Source organism: Pseudomonas sp. FW300-N1A1, assembly GCF_058789115.1.
This window is the reverse complement of the sequence record NZ_JBYTBK010000023.1, coordinates 1-18,909: the sequence shown is the minus strand read 5'-3', so window position 1 is coordinate 18,909 and position 18,909 is coordinate 1. Positions and strand designations below refer to the sequence as shown.

At 60.8% G+C, this 18,909-nt stretch carries 15 protein-coding genes; 12 read left to right on the top strand and 3 right to left on the bottom strand.

All coding sequences use genetic code 11. The features are described from left to right. Positions 1-31: 31 nt before the first annotated feature. Complete coding sequence (ybaK, locus tag AC3WQN_RS16300) at positions 32-502, bottom strand: Cys-tRNA(Pro) deacylase (RefSeq protein ID WP_103400849.1); 471 nt, start codon at positions 500-502, stop codon at positions 32-34. A 369-nt stretch (positions 503-871) separates the two neighbouring features. Here ybaK and AC3WQN_RS16295 point away from each other — a divergent pair, with 369 nt between their 5' ends. The 11 genes from AC3WQN_RS16295 to AC3WQN_RS16245 all read left to right on the top strand — a co-directional run bounded on the left by AC3WQN_RS16295 (position 872) and on the right by AC3WQN_RS16245 (position 13,820). Beyond that, positions 872-1,723, top strand: a complete 852-nt coding sequence (locus AC3WQN_RS16295) for an MIP/aquaporin family protein (protein ID WP_103400850.1) — start codon at positions 872-874, stop codon at positions 1,721-1,723. Between the two features lie 77 nt (positions 1,724-1,800). Then, positions 1,801-3,306, top strand: a complete 1,506-nt coding sequence (gene glpK, locus AC3WQN_RS16290) for a glycerol kinase GlpK (protein ID WP_103400851.1) — start codon at positions 1,801-1,803, stop codon at positions 3,304-3,306. Between the two features lie 275 nt (positions 3,307-3,581). Beyond that, positions 3,582-4,337, top strand: a complete 756-nt coding sequence (locus tag AC3WQN_RS16285) for a DeoR/GlpR family transcriptional regulator (RefSeq protein ID WP_095080016.1) — start codon at positions 3,582-3,584, stop codon at positions 4,335-4,337. A gap of 343 nt (positions 4,338-4,680) precedes the next feature. Next, positions 4,681-6,216: a glycerol-3-phosphate dehydrogenase gene (glpD, locus tag AC3WQN_RS16280; RefSeq protein WP_103400852.1), complete on the top strand. Its 1,536-nt coding sequence runs from the start codon at positions 4,681-4,683 to the stop codon at positions 6,214-6,216. Positions 6,217-6,581: 365 nt separating this feature from the next. Then, complete coding sequence (locus AC3WQN_RS16275) at positions 6,582-7,496, top strand: glutamate/aspartate ABC transporter substrate-binding protein (RefSeq protein ID WP_103400853.1); 915 nt, start codon at positions 6,582-6,584, stop codon at positions 7,494-7,496. A 355-nt stretch (positions 7,497-7,851) separates the two neighbouring features. Further along, positions 7,852-8,598, top strand: a complete 747-nt coding sequence (locus AC3WQN_RS16270; RefSeq protein WP_095080013.1) for an amino acid ABC transporter permease — start codon at positions 7,852-7,854, stop codon at positions 8,596-8,598. Next, positions 8,598-9,269 carry an amino acid ABC transporter permease gene (locus AC3WQN_RS16265; protein WP_095080012.1) on the top strand — a complete coding sequence of 224 codons (672 nt, stop codon included), beginning with the start codon at positions 8,598-8,600 and terminating at the stop codon, positions 9,267-9,269. The genes AC3WQN_RS16270 and AC3WQN_RS16265 overlap by 1 nt, the downstream gene beginning before the upstream one ends. After that, positions 9,266-10,000 carry an amino acid ABC transporter ATP-binding protein gene (locus AC3WQN_RS16260; RefSeq protein WP_095145155.1) on the top strand — a complete coding sequence of 245 codons (735 nt, stop codon included), beginning with the start codon at positions 9,266-9,268 and terminating at the stop codon, positions 9,998-10,000. The genes AC3WQN_RS16265 and AC3WQN_RS16260 overlap by 4 nt, the downstream gene beginning before the upstream one ends. A 238-nt stretch (positions 10,001-10,238) precedes the next feature. After that, positions 10,239-12,140 carry a two-component sensor histidine kinase AauS gene (aauS, locus tag AC3WQN_RS16255; protein WP_103400854.1) on the top strand — a complete coding sequence of 634 codons (1,902 nt, stop codon included), beginning with the start codon at positions 10,239-10,241 and terminating at the stop codon, positions 12,138-12,140. Positions 12,141-12,184: 44 nt separating this feature from the next. Further along, positions 12,185-13,462, top strand: coding sequence for a two-component response regulator AauR (gene aauR / locus AC3WQN_RS16250; RefSeq protein ID WP_371918516.1), 1,278 nt, complete (start codon positions 12,185-12,187; stop codon positions 13,460-13,462). Between the two features lie 28 nt (positions 13,463-13,490). Then, positions 13,491-13,820, top strand: a complete 330-nt coding sequence (locus tag AC3WQN_RS16245) for a GlpM family protein (RefSeq protein ID WP_172736522.1) — start codon at positions 13,491-13,493, stop codon at positions 13,818-13,820. Between the two features lie 131 nt (positions 13,821-13,951). On the opposite strand, the gene AC3WQN_RS16240 is transcribed toward AC3WQN_RS16245, so the two are convergent. Together AC3WQN_RS16240 and metE are read right to left on the bottom strand one after the other, a co-directional pair. Beyond that, positions 13,952-14,986 (bottom strand): alpha/beta fold hydrolase, encoded by a 1,035-nt coding sequence (locus tag AC3WQN_RS16240; RefSeq protein ID WP_103400856.1) that lies wholly within the window; start codon positions 14,984-14,986, stop codon positions 13,952-13,954. 335 nt (positions 14,987-15,321) lie between these two features. Next, positions 15,322-17,634 carry a 5-methyltetrahydropteroyltriglutamate--homocysteine S-methyltransferase gene (metE, locus tag AC3WQN_RS16235; RefSeq protein ID WP_103400857.1) on the bottom strand — a complete coding sequence of 771 codons (2,313 nt, stop codon included), beginning with the start codon at positions 17,632-17,634 and terminating at the stop codon, positions 15,322-15,324. Positions 17,635-17,742: 108 nt separating this feature from the next. Between metE and metR the strand changes: the two genes are divergently transcribed. Then, positions 17,743-18,660, top strand: a complete 918-nt coding sequence (gene metR, locus AC3WQN_RS16230) for a transcriptional regulator MetR (RefSeq protein ID WP_103400858.1) — start codon at positions 17,743-17,745, stop codon at positions 18,658-18,660. Positions 18,661-18,909: the final 249 nt, after the last annotated feature.

Genomic DNA, 18,909 nt, shown 5'->3' with positions numbered 1-18,909 from the left:
GCCGGCCAATTTTCACCATACAGCGCGGTCGTCAGCCGCGACCGATATCGGCAAAGGTGGCTTGGGTGTGCTCGGCCAGCACCGACGCCGCCAACTCGACCTCCAGGCCCCGCCGCCCGGCACTGACATAAACACTTGCAAAAGGTTGGGCACTGTTATCGATGAAGGTGCGCAGACGCTTCTTTTGTCCCAGCGGGCTGATGCCACCCAACAAATAGCCGGTCGCCCGTTGCGCGGCGGCCGGGTCAGCCATCTCGACTTTCTTCACCCCCGCGGCCTGGGCCAGCGCCTTGAGGTCCAGGCTTCCGACGACTGGCACCACAGCGACCAGCAACTCGCCCTTTTCACTCGCCGCCAGCAACGTCTTGAACACTTGCGCGGGGTCCAGCCCCAGTTTTTCCGCAGCCTCCAGCCCATACGAGGCGGCCTTCGGATCATGTTCATAACTGTGCACGCGATGTTCGGCTCGAACTTTTTTCAGCAGATCCAATGCGGGGGTCATGGCAGCTCCAAGCGTGGCAAAACAACAAAAAAGTTGCGCCGGATTCTAGGACATCAGACAGCAAAAGGCTCCATGGCCAGCGTTTTATCCCTCAACAGGCGCCAACCTGGAGAGCCAGGCCAGGACGGTTCCACACCTCGAACCCGCAGTCATTCATCAAGCTGACAGTTTAAAAGTGACTGATAGTTCACTTTCGACCTTTGACAGCAGCGTTTCTTGTCTATATTTTTTCGAATCTGAATATATGCGAAGATTCCTACGCAACACCCGGCAGCAAGCCGAGACCAGGATGGGGATCCTGCCTCGGTGAAAATCGCGCTCAGTCCTTTCGGAAACAGCGCCAGACAACAACAAAAACCGAGGTTTTCAATGACAACTGCTTTACAGCAACCTTCGCTCTCGAGCCAATGCATGGCCGAATTCCTGGGCACGGCCTTACTGATCTTCTTTGGTACCGGCTGCGTTGCCGCGCTCAAAGTCGCCGGTGCCAGCTTTGGCCTGTGGGAAATCAGCATTATCTGGGGGGTTGGCGTGAGCATGGCGATCTACCTGACCGCGGGCGTTTCCGGCGCGCACCTGAACCCGGCCGTCAGTATTGCCCTGAGCATTTTTACCGACTTTGAAAAACGCAAACTGCCGTTCTACATCCTCTCCCAGGTCGCTGGCGCCTTCTGCGCCGCCTTGTTGGTTTACACGCTTTACAGCAACCTGTTCTTCGATTTCGAACAAAGCCATCAAATGGTCCGCGGCAGCCTGGCCAGCCTTGAACTGGCATCCGTGTTCTCCACCTTCCCTAACCCTGCCCTGTCGACAGGCCAGGCGTTCCTGGTCGAGATCATCATCACTGCGATCCTGATGGGCGTGATCATGTCCCTGACCGACGACAACAATGGCCTGCCGAAAGGCCCGCTGGCGCCGTTGCTGATTGGCCTGCTGATCGCGGTGATTGGCAGTTCGATGGGCCCGCTGACCGGCTTCGCGATGAACCCGGCACGTGACTTCGGTCCGAAACTGATGACTTTCTTCGCTGGCTGGGGTGAAATTTCCTTTACTGGCGGCCGCGATATTCCTTACTTCCTGATTCCTGTCTTTGCACCGATTGTTGGTGCCTGCCTCGGTGCCGCGGCCTATCGTGGGCTCATTGCCCGTCATCTGCCTGGCGCCGAACCTGCTACAAAGGATGCAGAACCTGCCATTGACGGCAAACCACGAGTTTCCTGAAAGCGGCGGCGCGCAGTCCTGCCCATCCTTGACCACGCGCCCCCATCCACTCCCTTATTTCGTCCAAGGCAATCGACATGACCGACACACAGAATAAGAACTACATCATTGCCCTCGATCAGGGTACGACCAGCTCGCGCGCGATCATTTTCGACCGTGACGCCAACGTGGTCTGCACCGCACAACGCGAATTCGCCCAGCACTACCCGCAAGCCGGCTGGGTCGAGCACGACCCGATGGAAATCTTCGCCACCCAAAGCGCGGTGATGGTCGAGGCCCTGGCACAAGCCGGCCTGCACCATGACCAGGTGGCCGCCATCGGCATCACCAACCAGCGCGAAACCACCGTGGTCTGGGACAAGACCACCGGCCGCCCGATCTATAACGCGATCGTCTGGCAGTGCCGCCGCAGCACCGAGATCTGCGAGCAGCTCAAGCGCGACGGTCACGAACAATACATCCGCGACACCACGGGCCTGGTCACCGACCCGTACTTCTCCGGCACCAAGCTCAAGTGGATCCTGGACAACGTCGAGGGCAGCCGCGAGCGGGCGCGCAAGGGCGAATTGCTGTTCGGCACCGTCGACAGCTGGCTGATCTGGAAATTCACGGGCGGCAAGACCCACGTCACGGACTACACCAACGCCTCGCGCACCATGCTCTTCAACATCCACACCCTGGAGTGGGACGCGAAGATGCTGGAGGTGCTGGACATCCCGCGCGAGATGCTGCCAGAGGTGAAGTCTTCGTCGGAAATCTACGGGCACACCAAGAGCGGCATCGCCATCGGCGGTATCGCCGGCGACCAGCAGGCTGCCCTGTTCGGCCAGATGTGCGTGGAGCCAGGCCAGGCAAAAAACACCTACGGCACCGGCTGCTTCCTGCTGATGAACACCGGCACCAAAGCGGTGAAATCCAGCCACGGCATGCTCACCACCATCGCCTGCGGCCCACGGGGTGAAGTCGCTTACGCGCTGGAAGGTGCGGTGTTCAACGGCGGCTCCACCGTGCAGTGGTTGCGCGACGAGCTGAAGATCATCAATGACGCCCACGACACCGAGTACTTCGCCAACAAGGTCAAGGACAGCAACGGCGTGTACCTGGTGCCCGCCTTTACCGGCCTGGGCGCTCCGTACTGGGACCCCTATGCCCGTGGCGCACTGTTCGGCCTGACCCGCGGCGTACGGGTGGACCACATCATTCGTGCCGCCCTGGAGTCGATTGCCTTCCAGACCCGCGACGTACTCGACGCCATGCAACAGGATTCCGGCGAACGCCTCAAGGCCCTGCGCGTGGACGGTGGCGCGGTCGCCAACAACTTCCTGATGCAGTTCCAGGCCGACATCCTCGGCACCCAGGTCGAGCGTCCGCAAATGCGTGAAACCACCGCGCTCGGCGCCGCCTACCTGGCCGGCCTGGCCTGTGGCTTCTGGGGCAGCCTGGAAGAGCTGCGTGGCAAGGCGGTAATCGAACGCGAGTTCGACCCACAACTGGACGAAGCAACAAAGGAAAAACTCTACGCTGGCTGGAAAAAAGCCGTCAGCCGCACCCGTGACTGGGAGCCGCACGAAGGCGCGGAGTAAACCAGGCCGAGCACTCGTGCCTGTATGTCAAAACAGCGTGAAAGCGTAGCGAGCGAAGGAAAGACAAGGCAAAGACAGGCGAGGACCGGCTGGGGTCGCACCCGACTTTACGAGGTTGTAAATGAGCAGTCCGAGCCTGTTTTTAACGCAGGTTTGCTTGCGTAACGCAGAAGGCGTCTAGCACGAAGTAGCTTTCACGTTGTTTGGAAACTGGTAGGGAGCAGATTCCTGCGTCATCATGGGCAAATTTTGCACGGCAGCCCAAAGGAAGCCCCATGAATCTGCCTCCCCGTCAGCAGCAAATCCTCGAACTGGTCCGCGAACGCGGCTACGTCAGCATCGAGGAAATGGCCCAACTGTTCGTTGTGACACCGCAGACCATCCGCCGCGACATCAATCAACTGGCCGAAGACAACCTGTTACGTCGCTACCATGGCGGCGCGGCCTATGATTCAAGCGTGGAAAACACCGCGTATGCCATGCGCGCCGACCAGATGCGCGACGAAAAACAGCGCATCGGCGAAGCCATTGCCCGGCAAATCCCCGACCACGCCTCGCTGTTCATCAATATCGGCACCACCACCGAATCCATCGCTCGGGCGCTGCTCAACCACAGCCACCTGAAGATCATCACCAACAACCTGCATGTCGCCTCGATGCTCAGCGCCAAGGACGACTTCGATGTACTGCTCACCGGTGGCAACGTGCGCCGCGATGGCGGCGTTGTCGGTCAAGCCAGCGTCGACTTCATCAACCAGTTCAAGGTCGACTATGCCCTGGTGGGCATCAGCGGCATCGACGAGGACGGCAGCCTGCTGGACTTCGACTACCAGGAAGTGCGGGTCTCCCAGGCGATCATCGCCAACGCCCGGCAAGTGATCCTGGCGGCCGACTCCAGCAAGTTCGGGCGCAACGCCATGATTCGCCTGGGGCCCATCAGCCTGATCGACTGCCTGGTAACTGACCAGCAGCCGGTACCTGCCCTGGCGCAACTGCTGAACCAGCACAAGATTCGCCTGGAAGTCGTTTAATCCCCCCAGCAGCAAAGCTCCCCCGTGGCGAGGGAGCTTGCTCCCGCTCGGCGGCGAAGCCGTCGCACACCCGGCGGGTCGGGTGCCTCTGAATGAACTCGGTTGAATGGTTTCGGGGCTGCTTTGCCCCGAACGCGGACCCGCCCAGCGGGAGCAAGCTCCCTCGCCACAAAAGCGCTGCGCCTCACATTAATGTTCGAAAATTTTCCTTTAGCGGCCCTTCGATGAGTTTTTTCAATCGAAGTCGACTGGCCGTGCCCGGCTTTATGAGCTAACATTTTCGCAAATGAACATTAATGTTCGAATTCCAATACAGATAATCAAAAGAGTCCGAGGCCAGCCAATGCCCACTTCCACCCTGACGCCCCCACTTGCCGAGATCTATGACATTGCCGTTATCGGTGGCGGGATCAACGGTGTCGGGATTGCAGCGGATGCCGCCGGCCGCGATCTCTCGGTGTTCCTTTGCGAAAAGGACGATCTGGCCAGCCATACCTCGTCCGCCAGCAGCAAGCTGATCCACGGCGGCCTGCGCTACCTCGAACATTACGAATTCCGCCTGGTGCGCGAGGCCCTGGCAGAACGGGAAGTGCTGCTGGCCAAGGCGCCACACATCGTCAAGCAGATGCGCTTCGTGCTGCCTCACCGCCCGCACCTGCGTCCGGCGTGGATGATTCGTGCCGGCCTGTTCCTGTATGACCACCTGGGCAAGCGCGAGAAACTCGCTGGTTCCAGAAGCCTGAAATTCGGCACCGACAGCGCACTGAAGAGCGAAATCACCAAGGGCTTCGAGTACTCCGACTGCTGGGTCGACGACGCCCGCCTCGTGGTGCTCAACGCCATGGCTGCCCGCGAAAAAGGTGCCCACGTCCACACCCAGACCCGTTGTGTCAGCGCCCGTCGTAGCAAAGGCCTGTGGCACCTGCACCTGGAGCGTGCCGACGGCAGCCTGTTCTCGATCTGCGCCAAGGCGCTGGTGAACGCGGCCGGCCCATGGGTCGCCAAGTTCATTCGCGACGACCTGAAGATGGAATCGCCTTACGGCATCCGCCTGATCCAGGGCAGCCACTTGATCGTGCCAAAGCTGTACGAAGGCGAACACGCGCATATCCTGCAAAACGAAGATCAGCGCATCGTGTTCACGATCCCGTACCTCAATCACTTCACCCTGATTGGTACCACGGACCGTGAATACACGGGCGATCCAGCCAAAGTCGCGATCACCGAGGGCGAGACCGACTACCTGATCAAGGTCGTCAATGCGCACTTCAAGAAACAGATCAGCCGCGAGGACATCCTGCACACCTACTCCGGTGTTCGCCCACTGTGTAACGACGAGTCCGACAACCCGTCGGCCGTGACCCGGGACTACACCCTGGCGCTGTCCGGCAGCGGCGAAGAAGCCCCGCTGCTGTCAGTGTTCGGCGGCAAGCTGACCACCTACCGCAAGCTGGCCGAATCGGCCATGGCGCAACTGGCCCCTTACTTCAAGGACATCAAGCCAAGCTGGACCGCCAGTGCGACCCTGCCAGGCGGTGAAGACATGACCACCCCCCAGGCCTTGAGTGCGTTGATTCGCGACAAATTCGACTGGGTACCAACGGAAATCGCCCGGCGCTGGGCCACCACCTACGGCAGCCGCACCTGGCGCATGCTCGAAGGCGTGCAGAACCTGAACGACCTGGGTGAACACCTGGGCGGCGGTCTCTACAGCCGCGAAGTCGATTACCTGTGCAGTGAGGAATGGGCTACCACCGCTCACGACATCCTCTGGCGCCGCAGCAAACTGGGCTTGTTCACCACCCAGGACGAGCAAGCGAAGGTTCAGCAGTACTTGAACACGGTAGAAATGAACCGCCGGAAGATCGAAGCGGCCTGATTACCGATTCGATGGATCAAAAGCCCCTGGCACCGAAAGGTCCAGGGGCTTTGTACATTCTGATACCCCTGATCGCTCCCGGGCAAAGTGGGCAATACCGACAGAAATGCATTCGGTTTTCCGAACGCGACTCTGCGGTCGATTCGGTTAACCGGACCTTCCTTCTCGCACACCGCCGCCACAAAAATTTAATATCCTTATAAATCAATAATTTAACTATAAAACCCTGGCCTGGCACGACTCATGCTCTACACTCTTGGACGAATGTTTGAGGTGCCAACACTTCAGGAGCCCTCCAGGCATTCAGCTGCACAAGAGAGCCGAAGAACTGGCTCCATAAAAAAAACAATGTCGAGGAAAATTTGATGCGCATCGTTCCCCATATCCTGGGCGCAGCCATTGCTGCCGCTCTGATCAGCACGCCAGTTTTCGCAGCCGAACTCACCGGCACCCTGAAGAAGATCAAAGAGTCCGGCACCATCACTCTGGGCCATCGCGACGCTTCCATTCCGTTTTCCTACATTGCAGACGCTTCCGGCAAACCGGTCGGCTACTCCCACGACATTCAACTGAAAGTCGTTGAAGCCCTGAAAAAAGACCTGGACATACCGAACCTCCAGGTCAAATACAACCTGGTGACTTCGCAAACCCGTATCCCGCTGGTGCAGAACGGCACCGTGGACCTCGAGTGCGGTTCCACCACCAACAACGTCGAGCGTCAGCAGCAAGTTGACTTCTCCGTCGGCATCTTCGAAATCGGTACTCGCCTGCTGTCCAAGGCAGACTCCAAGTACAAGGATTTCCCTGACCTGGCCGGCAAGAACGTCGTGACCACCGCTGGCACCACGTCCGAGCGCATCCTCAAGGCGATGAACGCCGACAAGCAGATGGGCATGAACGTCATCTCCGCCAAAGACCATGGCGAGTCGTTCCAGATGCTGGAAACCGGCCGCGCAGTGGCCTTCATGATGGACGACGCCCTGTTGGCGGGTGAAGCGGCCAAGGCCAAGAAGGCAAGCGACTGGGCCGTGACCGGCACTCCACAGTCCTACGAAATCTACGGCTGCATGGTGCGCAAAGGCGACGAGCCGTTCAAAAAGGCTGTGGATGACGCCATCAAGGCCACCTACGCATCGGGCGAGATCAACAAGATCTACGAAAAATGGTTCATGCAACCGATCCCGCCAAAAGGCCTGAACCTGAACTTCCCGATGAGCGACGAGCTCAAGGCACTGATCGCCAAACCGACTGATAAAGCGGCTGACGACAAGAAGTCCTGATTTCTGACTAACCTTATCTCCTGAGGGGGCCGCGGCCCTTTCAGGAGGTTGTCACTCCCTGCTGGCATTTTTTGGAAACACTCGAACCGGTGGCTGTCGAGCCGAGCGCGTGTGCCTGATCGGAGTGGCCTGTACGGTTAGTTCGTTGGCTCAAATTCGGATGCCAGAAGTTCATAGCCAAGGCGCTGTGACGAGTCATAGCCCGCTATGGCGAGGAACAGCAACGCAGGATATGGACTTCTGGCGCCGAAGTTGAGCTAACAGAACTGACCACACAGGCCACCTGGGTCGGGCGGGAACGGAGCTTCCCCCAAGCGGGTATTTGTACATTGATCGAATCCGAGGGGAGACCCTAATGAATTACAACTGGGACTGGGGCGTGTTCTTCAAGTCCACCGGCGTGGGCAGCGAGACGTATCTCGACTGGTACGTGTCCGGTCTGGCCTGGACCATCGGCATCGCCATCGCGGCCTGGATCATCGCCCTGACACTGGGCTCGGTCCTGGGCGTCATGCGTACTGTGCCGAACCGCATCGTATCGGGCATCGCCACCTGCTACGTCGAACTCTTCCGTAACGTGCCGCTGCTGGTTCAGCTGTTCATCTGGTACTTCCTGGTACCCGACCTGCTGCCGGCGGACCTGCAAGAGTGGTACAAGCAGGACCTGAACCCGACCACCTCGGCCTTCCTCAGCGTCGTCGTGTGCCTGGGCCTGTTCACCACGGCCCGCGTTTGCGAACAGGTGCGTACCGGTATCCAGGCCCTGCCCACAGGCCAGGAATCCGCCGCCCGCGCCATGGGCTTCAAGCTGCCACAGATCTACTGGAACGTGCTGCTGCCCCAGGCCTACCGGATCATCATTCCGCCGCTTACCTCGGAATTCCTGAACGTATTCAAGAACACCTCCGTAGCCTCGCTGATCGGCCTGATGGAACTGCTCGCGCAGACCAAGCAGACCGCCGAGTTCTCCGCCAACCTGTTCGAAGCCTTCACCCTGGCAACGCTGATCTACTTCACCCTGAACATGAGCCTGATGCTGCTGATGCGTTTGGTCGAGAAGAAAGTCGCCGTACCGGGCCTGATTTCCGTAGGGGGTAAATGATGGAATTCGACTTCTCGGGCATCATTCCGTCCCTGCCGGGTTTGTGGAACGGTATGGTCATGACCCTGCAACTGATGGTGCTGGGCGTCGTCGGCGGGATCATCCTTGGCACTATCCTGGCGTTGATGCGTCTGTCCCACAACAAACTGCTGTCGAACATTGCCGGTGCCTACGTCAACTACTTCCGCTCGATCCCGTTGCTGCTGGTGATCACCTGGTTCTACCTGGCGGTGCCATTCGTACTGCGCTGGATCACTGGCGAAGACACGCCGATCGGCGCGTTCGGCTCGTGCATCGTGGCGTTCATGATGTTCGAAGCGGCGTACTTCTGCGAAATCGTCCGTGCTGGCGTGCAGTCGATTCCCAAGGGCCAGATGGGCGCTGCCCAGGCTCTGGGCATGAGCTATGGCCAGATGATGCGCTTGATCATCCTGCCGCAAGCGTTCCGCAAGATGACCCCGTTGCTGCTGCAACAGAGCATCATCCTGTTCCAGGACACCTCGCTGGTCTACGCGGTCGGCCTGGTGGACTTCCTCAATGCTTCGCGCGCCAGTGGCGACATCATTGGTCGCTCCAATGAGTTCCTGATCTTCGCAGGTCTCACGTACTTCATCATCAGCTTTGCCGCCTCGCAGCTGGTCAAGCGTCTGCAAAAAAGGTTCGCCGTATGATCTCTATCAAGAACATCAACAAGTGGTATGGGGACTTCCAGGTGCTGACTGATTGCAGCACCGAGGTCAAAAAAGGTGAAGTGATCGTGGTCTGCGGGCCGTCCGGCTCCGGCAAATCGACCCTGATCAAGTGCGTCAACGCCCTGGAACCGTTCCAGAAAGGCGACATCGTGGTCGACGGTACTTCCATCGCCGACCCGAAGACCAACCTGCCGAAACTGCGTTCGCGCGTGGGCATGGTGTTCCAGCACTTCGAACTGTTCCCGCACCTGACCATTACCGAAAACCTGACCATCGCGCAGATCAAGGTACTGGGCCGCAGCAAGGAAGAGGCCACCAAGAAAGGCCTGCAACTGCTTGAGCGCGTCGGTCTGTCGGCTCACGCCCACAAACACCCGGGCCAGCTCTCGGGTGGTCAGCAGCAGCGTGTGGCGATTGCCCGTGCACTGGCGATGGATCCGATCGTCATGCTGTTCGACGAACCGACCTCGGCCCTGGACCCGGAAATGGTCAACGAAGTGCTCGACGTCATGGTGCAACTGGCCCACGAAGGCATGACCATGATGTGCGTGACCCACGAAATGGGCTTCGCCCGTAAAGTGGCGGACCGGGTGATCTTCATGGACGCCGGCAAGATCATCGAAGACTGCAAGAAAGAGGAGTTCTTCGGCGACATCAACGCCCGCGCCGAACGTACACAGCACTTCCTCAACAAGATCCTGCAACACTAAAACCGGCACTGCCCTCAATTAGGAGGGCAGGCTTGCCCTTGTGGCGAGAGAGCTGGCTCCCGCTGGGTCGTGTAGCGACCCCAAAACCTGTAAATGCATGTTGACTGACACACCGCATTGACCGGTTTTACGACTGCTTTGCAGCCGAGCGGGAGCAAGCTCCCTCGCCACAGGTTCCGCGTACCATTGGAAACCAGAACAAGCCCGCTGCCACACTGGTTGACCCAAGGCATCTGTGATGAAATGCGACCCTAGCCATTATCGCGCCGCACCGCCATCACTCGCCGTGAAACCCCGTCTGATTCGCCATCTGTTTCTGCCGCCGTTGGTCATCCTGTTGATGGCCGCATTGGGCTACCTCGGCTTTTGGGTCAGCGAGCATTACGGTGTTCGCAACCTCAGCGAAAACGGCCAACGCCAGTTGGAACTGCACGCCCGTGCCGTGGAAAGCGAAATCAGCAAGTACACCTACCTGCCCAGCCTGCTGGAACTCGAATCGAGCGTTTCCCAGTTGCTGGCCGACCCGACGCCAGAGCACCGACAAACGGTCAACACTTACCTCGAAGGCCTGAACCGACGCAGCCGCAGTCGGGCGATCTACGTGATGGACACCACCGGCCGAGTGCTGGCCACCAGTAACTGGCGCGATTTCGACAGCTACCTGGGGGAAGACCTGTCCTTCCGTGCCTACTTCCAGAATGCCGTACGGGGTCAGCCAGGACGCTTCTATGGCATCGGCAGCACCAACGGCGAACCCGGCTACTACCTGGCTCATGGCCTGGAAGAACAGGGCAAGATCATCGGCGTCGCCGTGGTCAAGGTACGCCTGGAAGCCTTGGAAGAGCGCTGGCAGCGCGCGCGCCTGGAGGCCTTTGTCAGCGACGAGAACAGCATCATCATTCTCTCCAGCGACCCGGCGCGGCGACTCAAGGCGGTGCGTCCGCTCAGCGAGGACACCAAGGAGCGCCTGGCCCGCAGCCTGCAGTACTACTGGTTCCCGCTGAACGAACTGGAACCGCTGGCCCGCGAACGACTGGCCGAAGGCGTGGAGAAGCTGACCTTCCCGGCCAACGCCGAAGTGGCCTCCGATGAAGAAGCCATCAGCTACCTGTCCCAGACCCGGCCGCTGAGCGACACGCCGTGGAATTTCACCCTGCTCACGCCGCTGCAAGACCTGCGGCGCGAGGCCATTAACCAGGGGATTCTGGTGGCCGTGGCGTTCGCCTTGTGTGCCTTCCTGCTGATTGCCTGGAATGAGCGACGCAAGGTGGTCGCGACCCGTCTGGCGGCTCGCGAGGCGCTGGAAGAAGCCAACAATCAACTGGAGCGTCGGATTACCGAACGCACCACCGACCTGCGGGCCAGTAACGATCGGCTCAAGAGTCAGATCCGTGAACGGCGCCAGGCCGAAGAAACCCTGCGCCACGCGCAGGATGAACTGGTACAGGCCGGTAAGCTCGCCGCCATCGGCCAGATGTCCACCAGCATTGCCCATGAATTGAACCAGCCGCTGGCAGCGCTGCGCACCTTGTCCGGCAACACCGTGCGGTTCCTCGAGCGCGGGCAACTGGACACCGCCAGTGCCAATCTGAAGACCATCAACGAATTGATCGACCGCATGGGCCGGATCACCGCCAGCCTTCGCTCTTTCGCCCGCCGGGGTGAAGACAAGGGCCAGGCCAGCCTCGGCAAAGCGATCGATGCCGCCCTGCAAGTGCTTGGCCCGCGCCTGGAAAATGCGCCGTTGCAAGTGCACCGTGCGTTCAGTGACGAGCAGGTGCAGATTGACCAGACCCGCCTGGAACAGATCCTGGTCAACCTGATCGGCAACGCCCTGGACGCCATGCACGCCCAGCCCGCGCCCGAGCTGTGGCTCGAAGGCGACATCGTCGACGGCAAGTATCGCCTGTGCGTACGTGACAACGGTCACGGCATCGACGCCGAGACCCGCAAACATCTGTTCGAACCCTTCTTTACCACCAAACCCGGCGAACAAGGCCTGGGGCTGGGCCTGACCTTGTCGGCAAGCCTGGCGGCCGCCACGGGCGGCAGCCTGGGTGTCGAGCACCCGGCCAGCGGTGGTACCGCTTTTGTCCTCAGTTTACCGTGGGTAAGCCCCCTTCCCGCCGAGCAAATATGAACAACGATCTTAGTGTGCTGATCGTCGAAGACGATCCCCATGTCCTGCTCGGTTGCCAGCAGGCCCTGGCCCTGGAAGACATTCCCTGCCAAGGCGTCGGCAGCGCCGAAGAAGCCCTGGAACAGGTCGGCGACAACTTCGCCGGTATTGTCATCAGCGACATTCGCCTGCCGGGCATTGATGGCCTGGAGCTGCTGGGCCGACTCAAAGCCCGCGACCGCAGCCTGCCGGTGGTGCTGATCACCGGCCATGGCGACATTTCGATGGCCGTCGACGCCATGCAAAAAGGCGCCTACGACTTCATGGAGAAACCCTTCTCCCCCGAACGCCTGGTGGACGTTGCGCGCCGCGCCCTAGAGCAGCGCAGCCTGGCCCGTGAAGTGACGTCGTTGCGCCGGCAACTGGCCGAACGCGACTCACTGGAGGGGCGGATCATCGGCCGCTCGCCCGCCATGCAGCACCTGCGCGAGCTGATCGCCAACGTCGCCGACACCTCGGCCAACGTGCTGATCGAAGGTGAAACCGGCACCGGTAAAGAACTGGTTGCCCGCTGCCTGCACGATTTCAGTCGCCGACAGTCCCAGCAGTTTGTCGCGTTGAACTGCGGTGGCCTGCCGGAGAACCTGTTCGAAAGCGAAATCTTCGGCCACGAAGCCAATGCCTTTACCGGTGCCGGCAAACGACGGATCGGCAAGATCGAGCACGCCGATGGCGGCACGCTGTTCCTCGACGAAGTGGAAAGCATGCCACTGGCGCTGCAGATCAAGCTGCTGCGGGTGTTGCAGGAGCGCACCCTGGAACGACTGGGTTCGAACCAGAGCGTGGCCGTCGACTGCCGGGTGATTGCCGCCACCAAGTCCGACCTCGACGAACTGGGCCGCGCCGGTCAGTTTCGCAGCGACCTGTATTACCGGTTGAACGTGGTGACCCTGGAACTGCCGCCGCTGCGCGAACGCCGCGAAGACATCCTGCAATTGTTCGAGCACTTCCTGCAGCAGTCGTCCCTGCGCTTTGACCGCAGCCCGCCGGAACTGGACAACCAGACCCTGTCCAACCTGATGAGCCACGACTGGCCGGGCAACGTGCGCGAACTGCGCAACGTCGCCGAACGCTTTGCCCTCGGCTTGCCAGCCTTCAAGAAATCCGGCAGCGGTGCCGCCCAGGGCTTGGCCTTCTCCGAAGCGGTGGAAGCCTTCGAACGCAACCTGCTCAACGACGCCTTGCAGCGCAGTGGCGGCAACCTGACCCAGGCCAGCCTGGAGTTGGGAATGGCCAAGACCACGCTGTTCGACAAGGTCAAGAAATACGGCCTGAGCCACTAACCCCTAATCGAGAAGACGTGTGGATCTACTGTTAAAAGCTGCGCTGGGCGCCGCGGTGGTGGTGATTCTCGCCGCACTGGCCAAGACCAGGAACTACTACATCGCGGGCCTGGTGCCGCTGTTCCCGACCTTCGCCCTGATCGCCCACTACATCGTCGGCAAAGGCCGCTCGCTGGAGGACCTCAAGACCACCATCGTGTTTGGCATGTGGTCGATCATTCCGTACTTCGTGTACCTGGCGACCCTGTATGTGATGGTGGACAAAATGCGCCTGGAGGCTTCGCTGGCCGTGGCCGCCGTGGCCTGGTTGATGGCCGCCACCGTCCTGGTCAGCGTCTGGGTGCGGGTGCATGCCTGACACTGTCGGAGCGAGCTTGCTCCGGGCGGTGTTCCGACGAAAAGCGTGAGGACCACGCGCGTTTATCCAGATAGCGCGCGTTATCGTTAACGTCCATCGCGAGCGGGCTCGCTCCTACGGGTGGCGTTGTCTTAAAGCAGATTCATACCCGGTAATGGATCAATCTGCGCCCAGTGCGAGATGTCTTCCCGGTGTTGCTGCAGATACGGCAGTACCGCCGCCAGCAACGGCGCCTTGAAGGCCTCCTGGAAACGATGGGCCAGCCCCGGGATCAGCTTCAGTTGGCTGCCCTGGATATGGGCCGCCAGGTGAATGCCGTGCATCACCGGCAGCAACGGGTCGGCCGTGCCGTGCACCACCAGGGTGGGCACCCGCAACAGATTGAGCAGCGCGACCCGGCTCGGTTCGGCGAGGATGGCCATGATCTGGCGCTTCACACCTTCGGGGTTGAACGCCCGGTCATAGGATTGCGCCGCCTGTTGCAACAGTGCCTGGCGATCATCGGCGATGTTCGGACTGCCGAGCGCGGCCAGCAGATCGGCCTGCTGCTCCAGAGCCACATCACGGTTCGGTGCACTGCGGCGCGAGAGTAACTGCACCAGCGCCGCGTTCGGTGCCGGCAACCCTTCGGCCCCGGAGCTGCTCATGATCAGCGTCAGGCTTTCCACCCGCTGCGGCGCCATCGCCGCCATATGCTGGGCAATCATCCCGCCCATGCTCGCGCCCAGCACATGGAATTGCTCCACCTGCAGGGCATCCATCAGGCCAAGGCCGTCCTCCGCCATGTCGGTGAGGGTGTACGGTGCCGATACCGGCAAGCCCAGCTTGTAGCGCAGCGCTTCGAAGGTCAGGTTGGCGTCGGCAGGCGGCTGGCGCCAGGTCGACAAGCCGACATCGCGATTGTCGTAGCGAATCACCCGAAAACCCTGCTCACAGAGCGCCTGCACCACCTCGTCCGGCCAGTGGATCAGTTGCCCGCCCAGGCCCATCACCAGCAGCAACGCCGGATCGGACGCGCGACCGATGCTCTGGTACGCCAGGCTCACTTGTGGCAGATCGGCCCGCTGGGTAGCCACGTTGACATCGCAGCGCGGCGCAGCAAATGACGCCGTGCCAAATAACAGCGCGGCCAGGAACATGGCCGCGGATAAAAACAAAGCACGCATGAAAAACACCGAAACGCAGAACTCCAGTAGAGCGCGAGTCTGATGATGTTTGTTCAAGCGCGCTGCCACAGTTACGTGACAGTTTGATGAAGGCCGCCGAACGGTCATTTTCAATGACCGCACGCTCGTTCTCCGCAAGTAAGCGGAACGCCGAACACCTACCCCGTGGCGAGCGAGCTTGCTCGCGCCGGGCTGTGCAACAGCCCCAAAATCGGTCACCGCGTTTTATCTGAAAGCCTGCAATCGTCTTGTCGGGGGGCGCTTCGCACCCCAGCGCGAGCAAGCTCGCTCGCCACAGAGGCCACGTTCGCGCTTGATTGAGGCGCCGCAGGACGTCAAGCCAACTGACTGCGCAACTGACGGGCCGCCGCCACCATGTTCACCAGTGCCGCCTCGGTCTCCGGCCAGGCGCGAGTTTTCAGGCCGCAATCGGGGTTGACCCACAGCCGCTCGGCCGGGACACGCTCAACCGCCTTGCGCATCAACGCGACTATCTCAGAGGTGTTCGGTACCCGCGGCGAGTGAATGTCGTAGACACCCGGGCCGATGTCGTTCGGGTAGTCGAAGGCCTTGAAGGCCTCCAGCAGCTCCATGTCCGAGCGCGAAGTCTCGATGGTGATCACGTCCGCGTCCATGGCCGCGATAGCCTTGATCACATCGTTGAACTCGCTGTAGCACATGTGGGTGTGGATCTGGGTTTCGTCACGCACACCGCTGGCGCTCAAGCGGAAGGCTTCCACTGCCCAATCCAGATACTCCTGCCATTGCGACCGGCGCAGCGGCAACCCTTCACGGAATGCGGCCTCGTCGATCTGCACGATCTTGATCCCGGCGGCTTCCAGGTCGAGCACTTCATCGCGCAGGGCCAGGGCCAGTTGTTGCGCCTGGACTTTGCGCGAAACGTCCTCGCGGGGGAACGACCACATCAGCATGGTCACGGGGCCGGTGAGCATGCCCTTCATGACCTTGCCAGTCAGGCTCTGGGCGTAAGTGATCCAGTCCACCGTCATGGCGTTCGCACGACTGAGGTCGCCGTAGATGATCGCCGGCTTGACGCAGCGCGAACCGTAGCTCTGGACCCAGCCGAAACGGGTGAAGGCATAACCATCCAGCTGCTCGGCGAAGTACTCGACCATGTCGTTGCGCTCGGCTTCACCGTGCACCAGCACATCCAGCCCCAGGCGCTCCTGGATGTGCACCGCGTGGCGAATTTCAGTGTGCATGGCATCGGTGTAGTCATTGGCCGACAACTTGCCTTGTTTGAACGCCTGACGCGCCAGACGAATCGCCCCGGTCTGCGGGAACGAGCCGATGGTGGTGGTCGGGAACGCCGGCAACTTCAGTCGCGCACGCTGCTGTTCGATGCGTTTGGCGAACGGCGACTGACGTTGGCTGTCCGCCGCACCGATGGCGCTGATGCGTGCTTGCACCTGGGCCTTGTGAATGCGTGGCGACTCGGCGCGGCTAGCGGCAATCGCGCGACTTTCAGCCAGGGCCGCTTGTACCTTGGGCGCTTGCGGATCGTTCAGGGCATCGCGCAGTACAGCGATTTCGCCACACTTTTGCACGGCAAACGCCAGCCAGCTTTTCAGCTCGGGATCGAGTTTGTCTTCGCGCTCAAGGTCCACCGGGCTGTGCAGCAGCGAACAGGAACTGCTGACCCACAGGTTGTCGCCAAAGCGTTCCTGGGCAAATTGCAGTTGTGCAAGCACCGGCTCCAGTTCGCAGCGCCAGACGTTGCGACCGTTGACCAGGCCCACCGAGAGAATCTTGTAGATGGGCAGGCGATCCAGCACCTGGCCGAGCTGATCCGGCGCGCGCACCGCGTCGATGTGCAGGCCCTGCACCGGCAGGCCGACGGCCAGACCGAGGTTGTCTTGCAGGCCGCTGAAGTAGGTCGCCAGCAGTTTTTTCAGCGGTGAATACTGCAGGATGTGGTAAGCGCGTTCGAAGGCGTTTTTCCAGGCTTGCGGCAGGTCCAGGGTCAGGATCGGTTCGTCGATCTGCACCCACTCCACGCCCAGGGCAGCGAGGCGGCCGAGGATTTCGCCATAAACTGGCAGCAAGCGTTCCAGCAGGTCGAGCTTGTCGAAGTCATTGCCTTTGGCCTTGCCCAGCCACAGGTAGGTCATCGGGCCGATGATCACCGGTTTGACGTCGTGCCCCAGGGCCTTGGCTTCTTCGACCTCATCGAACAACTGTTCCCAGCTCAACTTGAACTGCTGGTCAGCGCTGAATTCCGGGACCAGATAGTGGTAGTTGGTGTCGAACCACTTGGTCAATTCCTGGGCGTACCGTGCTTTGCCGTGTTCACCGCCGCAGCAGGTGGCGGTGGCGCCACGGGCCATGGCGAACAGCGTGTCGAGGGTCGGCAGGCCGCGCTCGTCCTTGGTACTGTCAAAACGCTCGGGGATCACACCGAAGCTCAGGGAATGGGTCAGCACCTGGTCGTACCAGGCGAAGTCGCCCACCGGCAGCAGGTCGATTCCGGCATCTTTCTGCAATTGCCAGTGCCTGGCCCGCAGTTCACGGCCAACGGCTTGCAGCGCGGCCTGGTCGAGATCGCCCTTCCAGTAGGCTTCAAGGGCTTTTTTCAGTTCGCGGTCGGCGCCAATGCGAGGAAAACCGAGGGTGTGGGCCAAGGCCATGGCGAGTAACTCCTGAGTAAATGATGGCGCTATTGTCGACAGCCGACCCATCATGAGACAAACTCAACCTTTTCGTGTTGATCACAAAATTTACTCATGGAGGCCACGGTGCTCGAAATCCGTCACCTGAAGACCCTGCACGCCTTGCGCGAAGCCGATAGCCTGGTCGAAGCCGCCGAACGCCTGCACCTGACCCAGTCAGCCCTGTCCCACCAGTTCAAGGAGCTGGAAGAGCGCATGGGGATGCCATTGTTCGTGCGCAAAACCAAACCGGTGCGTTTCACCAGCGCCGGACTGCGCCTGCTGCAACTGGCCGACGCGACCCTGCCGCTGCTGCGTGGCGCCGAGCGCGACATCGCGCGCCTGGCGGGCGGCACTGCCGGACGGCTGCACATGGCGATCGAATGCCATAGTTGCTTCCAGTGGCTGATGCCGACCATCGACCAGTTCCGCGATGCCTGGCCAGAAGTCGAGCTGGACCTGGCCTCCGGCTTTTCCTTCGCCCCGCTGCCTGCCCTGGCCCGTGGCGACCTGGACCTGGTGGTGACGTCCGACCCGCTGGAACTGGCCGGGATCACCTACGTACCGCTGTTCACCTACGAAGCGATGCTCGCAGTGGCCAATCAGCATCGGTTGGCGAGCAAGCCTTATATCGTGCCCGAAGACTTGCTCAGCGAAACCCTGATCACCTACCCGGTAGAGCGCGACCGCCTGGACATCTTCACCCGCTTCCTGGAGCCGGCCGACATCGAGCCGGCGCAAGTGCGCACCTCGGAACTGACCGTGATGATGATGCAACTGGTGGCCAGCGGTCGTGGCGTCTGCGGCATGCCCCATTGGGCACTGCATGAATACAGCTCACGGGGTTATGTGAAGGCCAAGCGGCTGGGTGAGAAAGGTCTGTTTGCCACGCTGTACGCCGGCATCCGCGCCGATATGCTCGACGCGCCGTACATGCGCGACTTCTTGCTGACGGCCAAGGACACCTCGTTCTCGACCCTGGATGGGGTGAGCGCGGTACGCTAACCGGCACTGATCGCTCCGACGCGCCGCCCATAAATTGTGGCGAGGGCGCTTGCTCCCGCTGGGCGCAAAGCGCCCCAAAACAGGTTATCGAGGTCTTTCAGAAAGGACTCGGCGACCGTTCCAAGGGCTGCTGCGCAGCCCAGCGGGAGCAAGCTCCCTCGCCACAGGTGTGTGTTTGGACCGGGGACATGGTGGACACATGTTCGGAGACATGGTGGACAGTTAACGAAGCCGTTTACCTGATATTAC

Coding starts and splice junctions, on each gene's coding strand:
- ybaK (WP_103400849.1), bottom strand. CDS start 502: ATGACCCCCGCATTGGATCTGCTGAAAAAAGTTCGAGCCGAACATCGC.
- AC3WQN_RS16295 (WP_103400850.1), top strand. CDS start 872: ATGACAACTGCTTTACAGCAACCTTCGCTCTCGAGCCAATGCATGGCC.
- glpK (WP_103400851.1), top strand. CDS start 1,801: ATGACCGACACACAGAATAAGAACTACATCATTGCCCTCGATCAGGGT.
- AC3WQN_RS16285 (WP_095080016.1), top strand. CDS start 3,582: ATGAATCTGCCTCCCCGTCAGCAGCAAATCCTCGAACTGGTCCGCGAA.
- glpD (WP_103400852.1), top strand. CDS start 4,681: ATGCCCACTTCCACCCTGACGCCCCCACTTGCCGAGATCTATGACATT.
- AC3WQN_RS16275 (WP_103400853.1), top strand. CDS start 6,582: ATGCGCATCGTTCCCCATATCCTGGGCGCAGCCATTGCTGCCGCTCTG.
- AC3WQN_RS16270 (WP_095080013.1), top strand. CDS start 7,852: ATGAATTACAACTGGGACTGGGGCGTGTTCTTCAAGTCCACCGGCGTG.
- AC3WQN_RS16265 (WP_095080012.1), top strand. CDS start 8,598: ATGGAATTCGACTTCTCGGGCATCATTCCGTCCCTGCCGGGTTTGTGG.
- AC3WQN_RS16260 (WP_095145155.1), top strand. CDS start 9,266: ATGATCTCTATCAAGAACATCAACAAGTGGTATGGGGACTTCCAGGTG.
- aauS (WP_103400854.1), top strand. CDS start 10,239: ATGAAATGCGACCCTAGCCATTATCGCGCCGCACCGCCATCACTCGCC.
- AC3WQN_RS16240 (WP_103400856.1), bottom strand. CDS start 14,986: ATGCGTGCTTTGTTTTTATCCGCGGCCATGTTCCTGGCCGCGCTGTTA.
- metE (WP_103400857.1), bottom strand. CDS start 17,634: ATGGCCTTGGCCCACACCCTCGGTTTTCCTCGCATTGGCGCCGACCGC.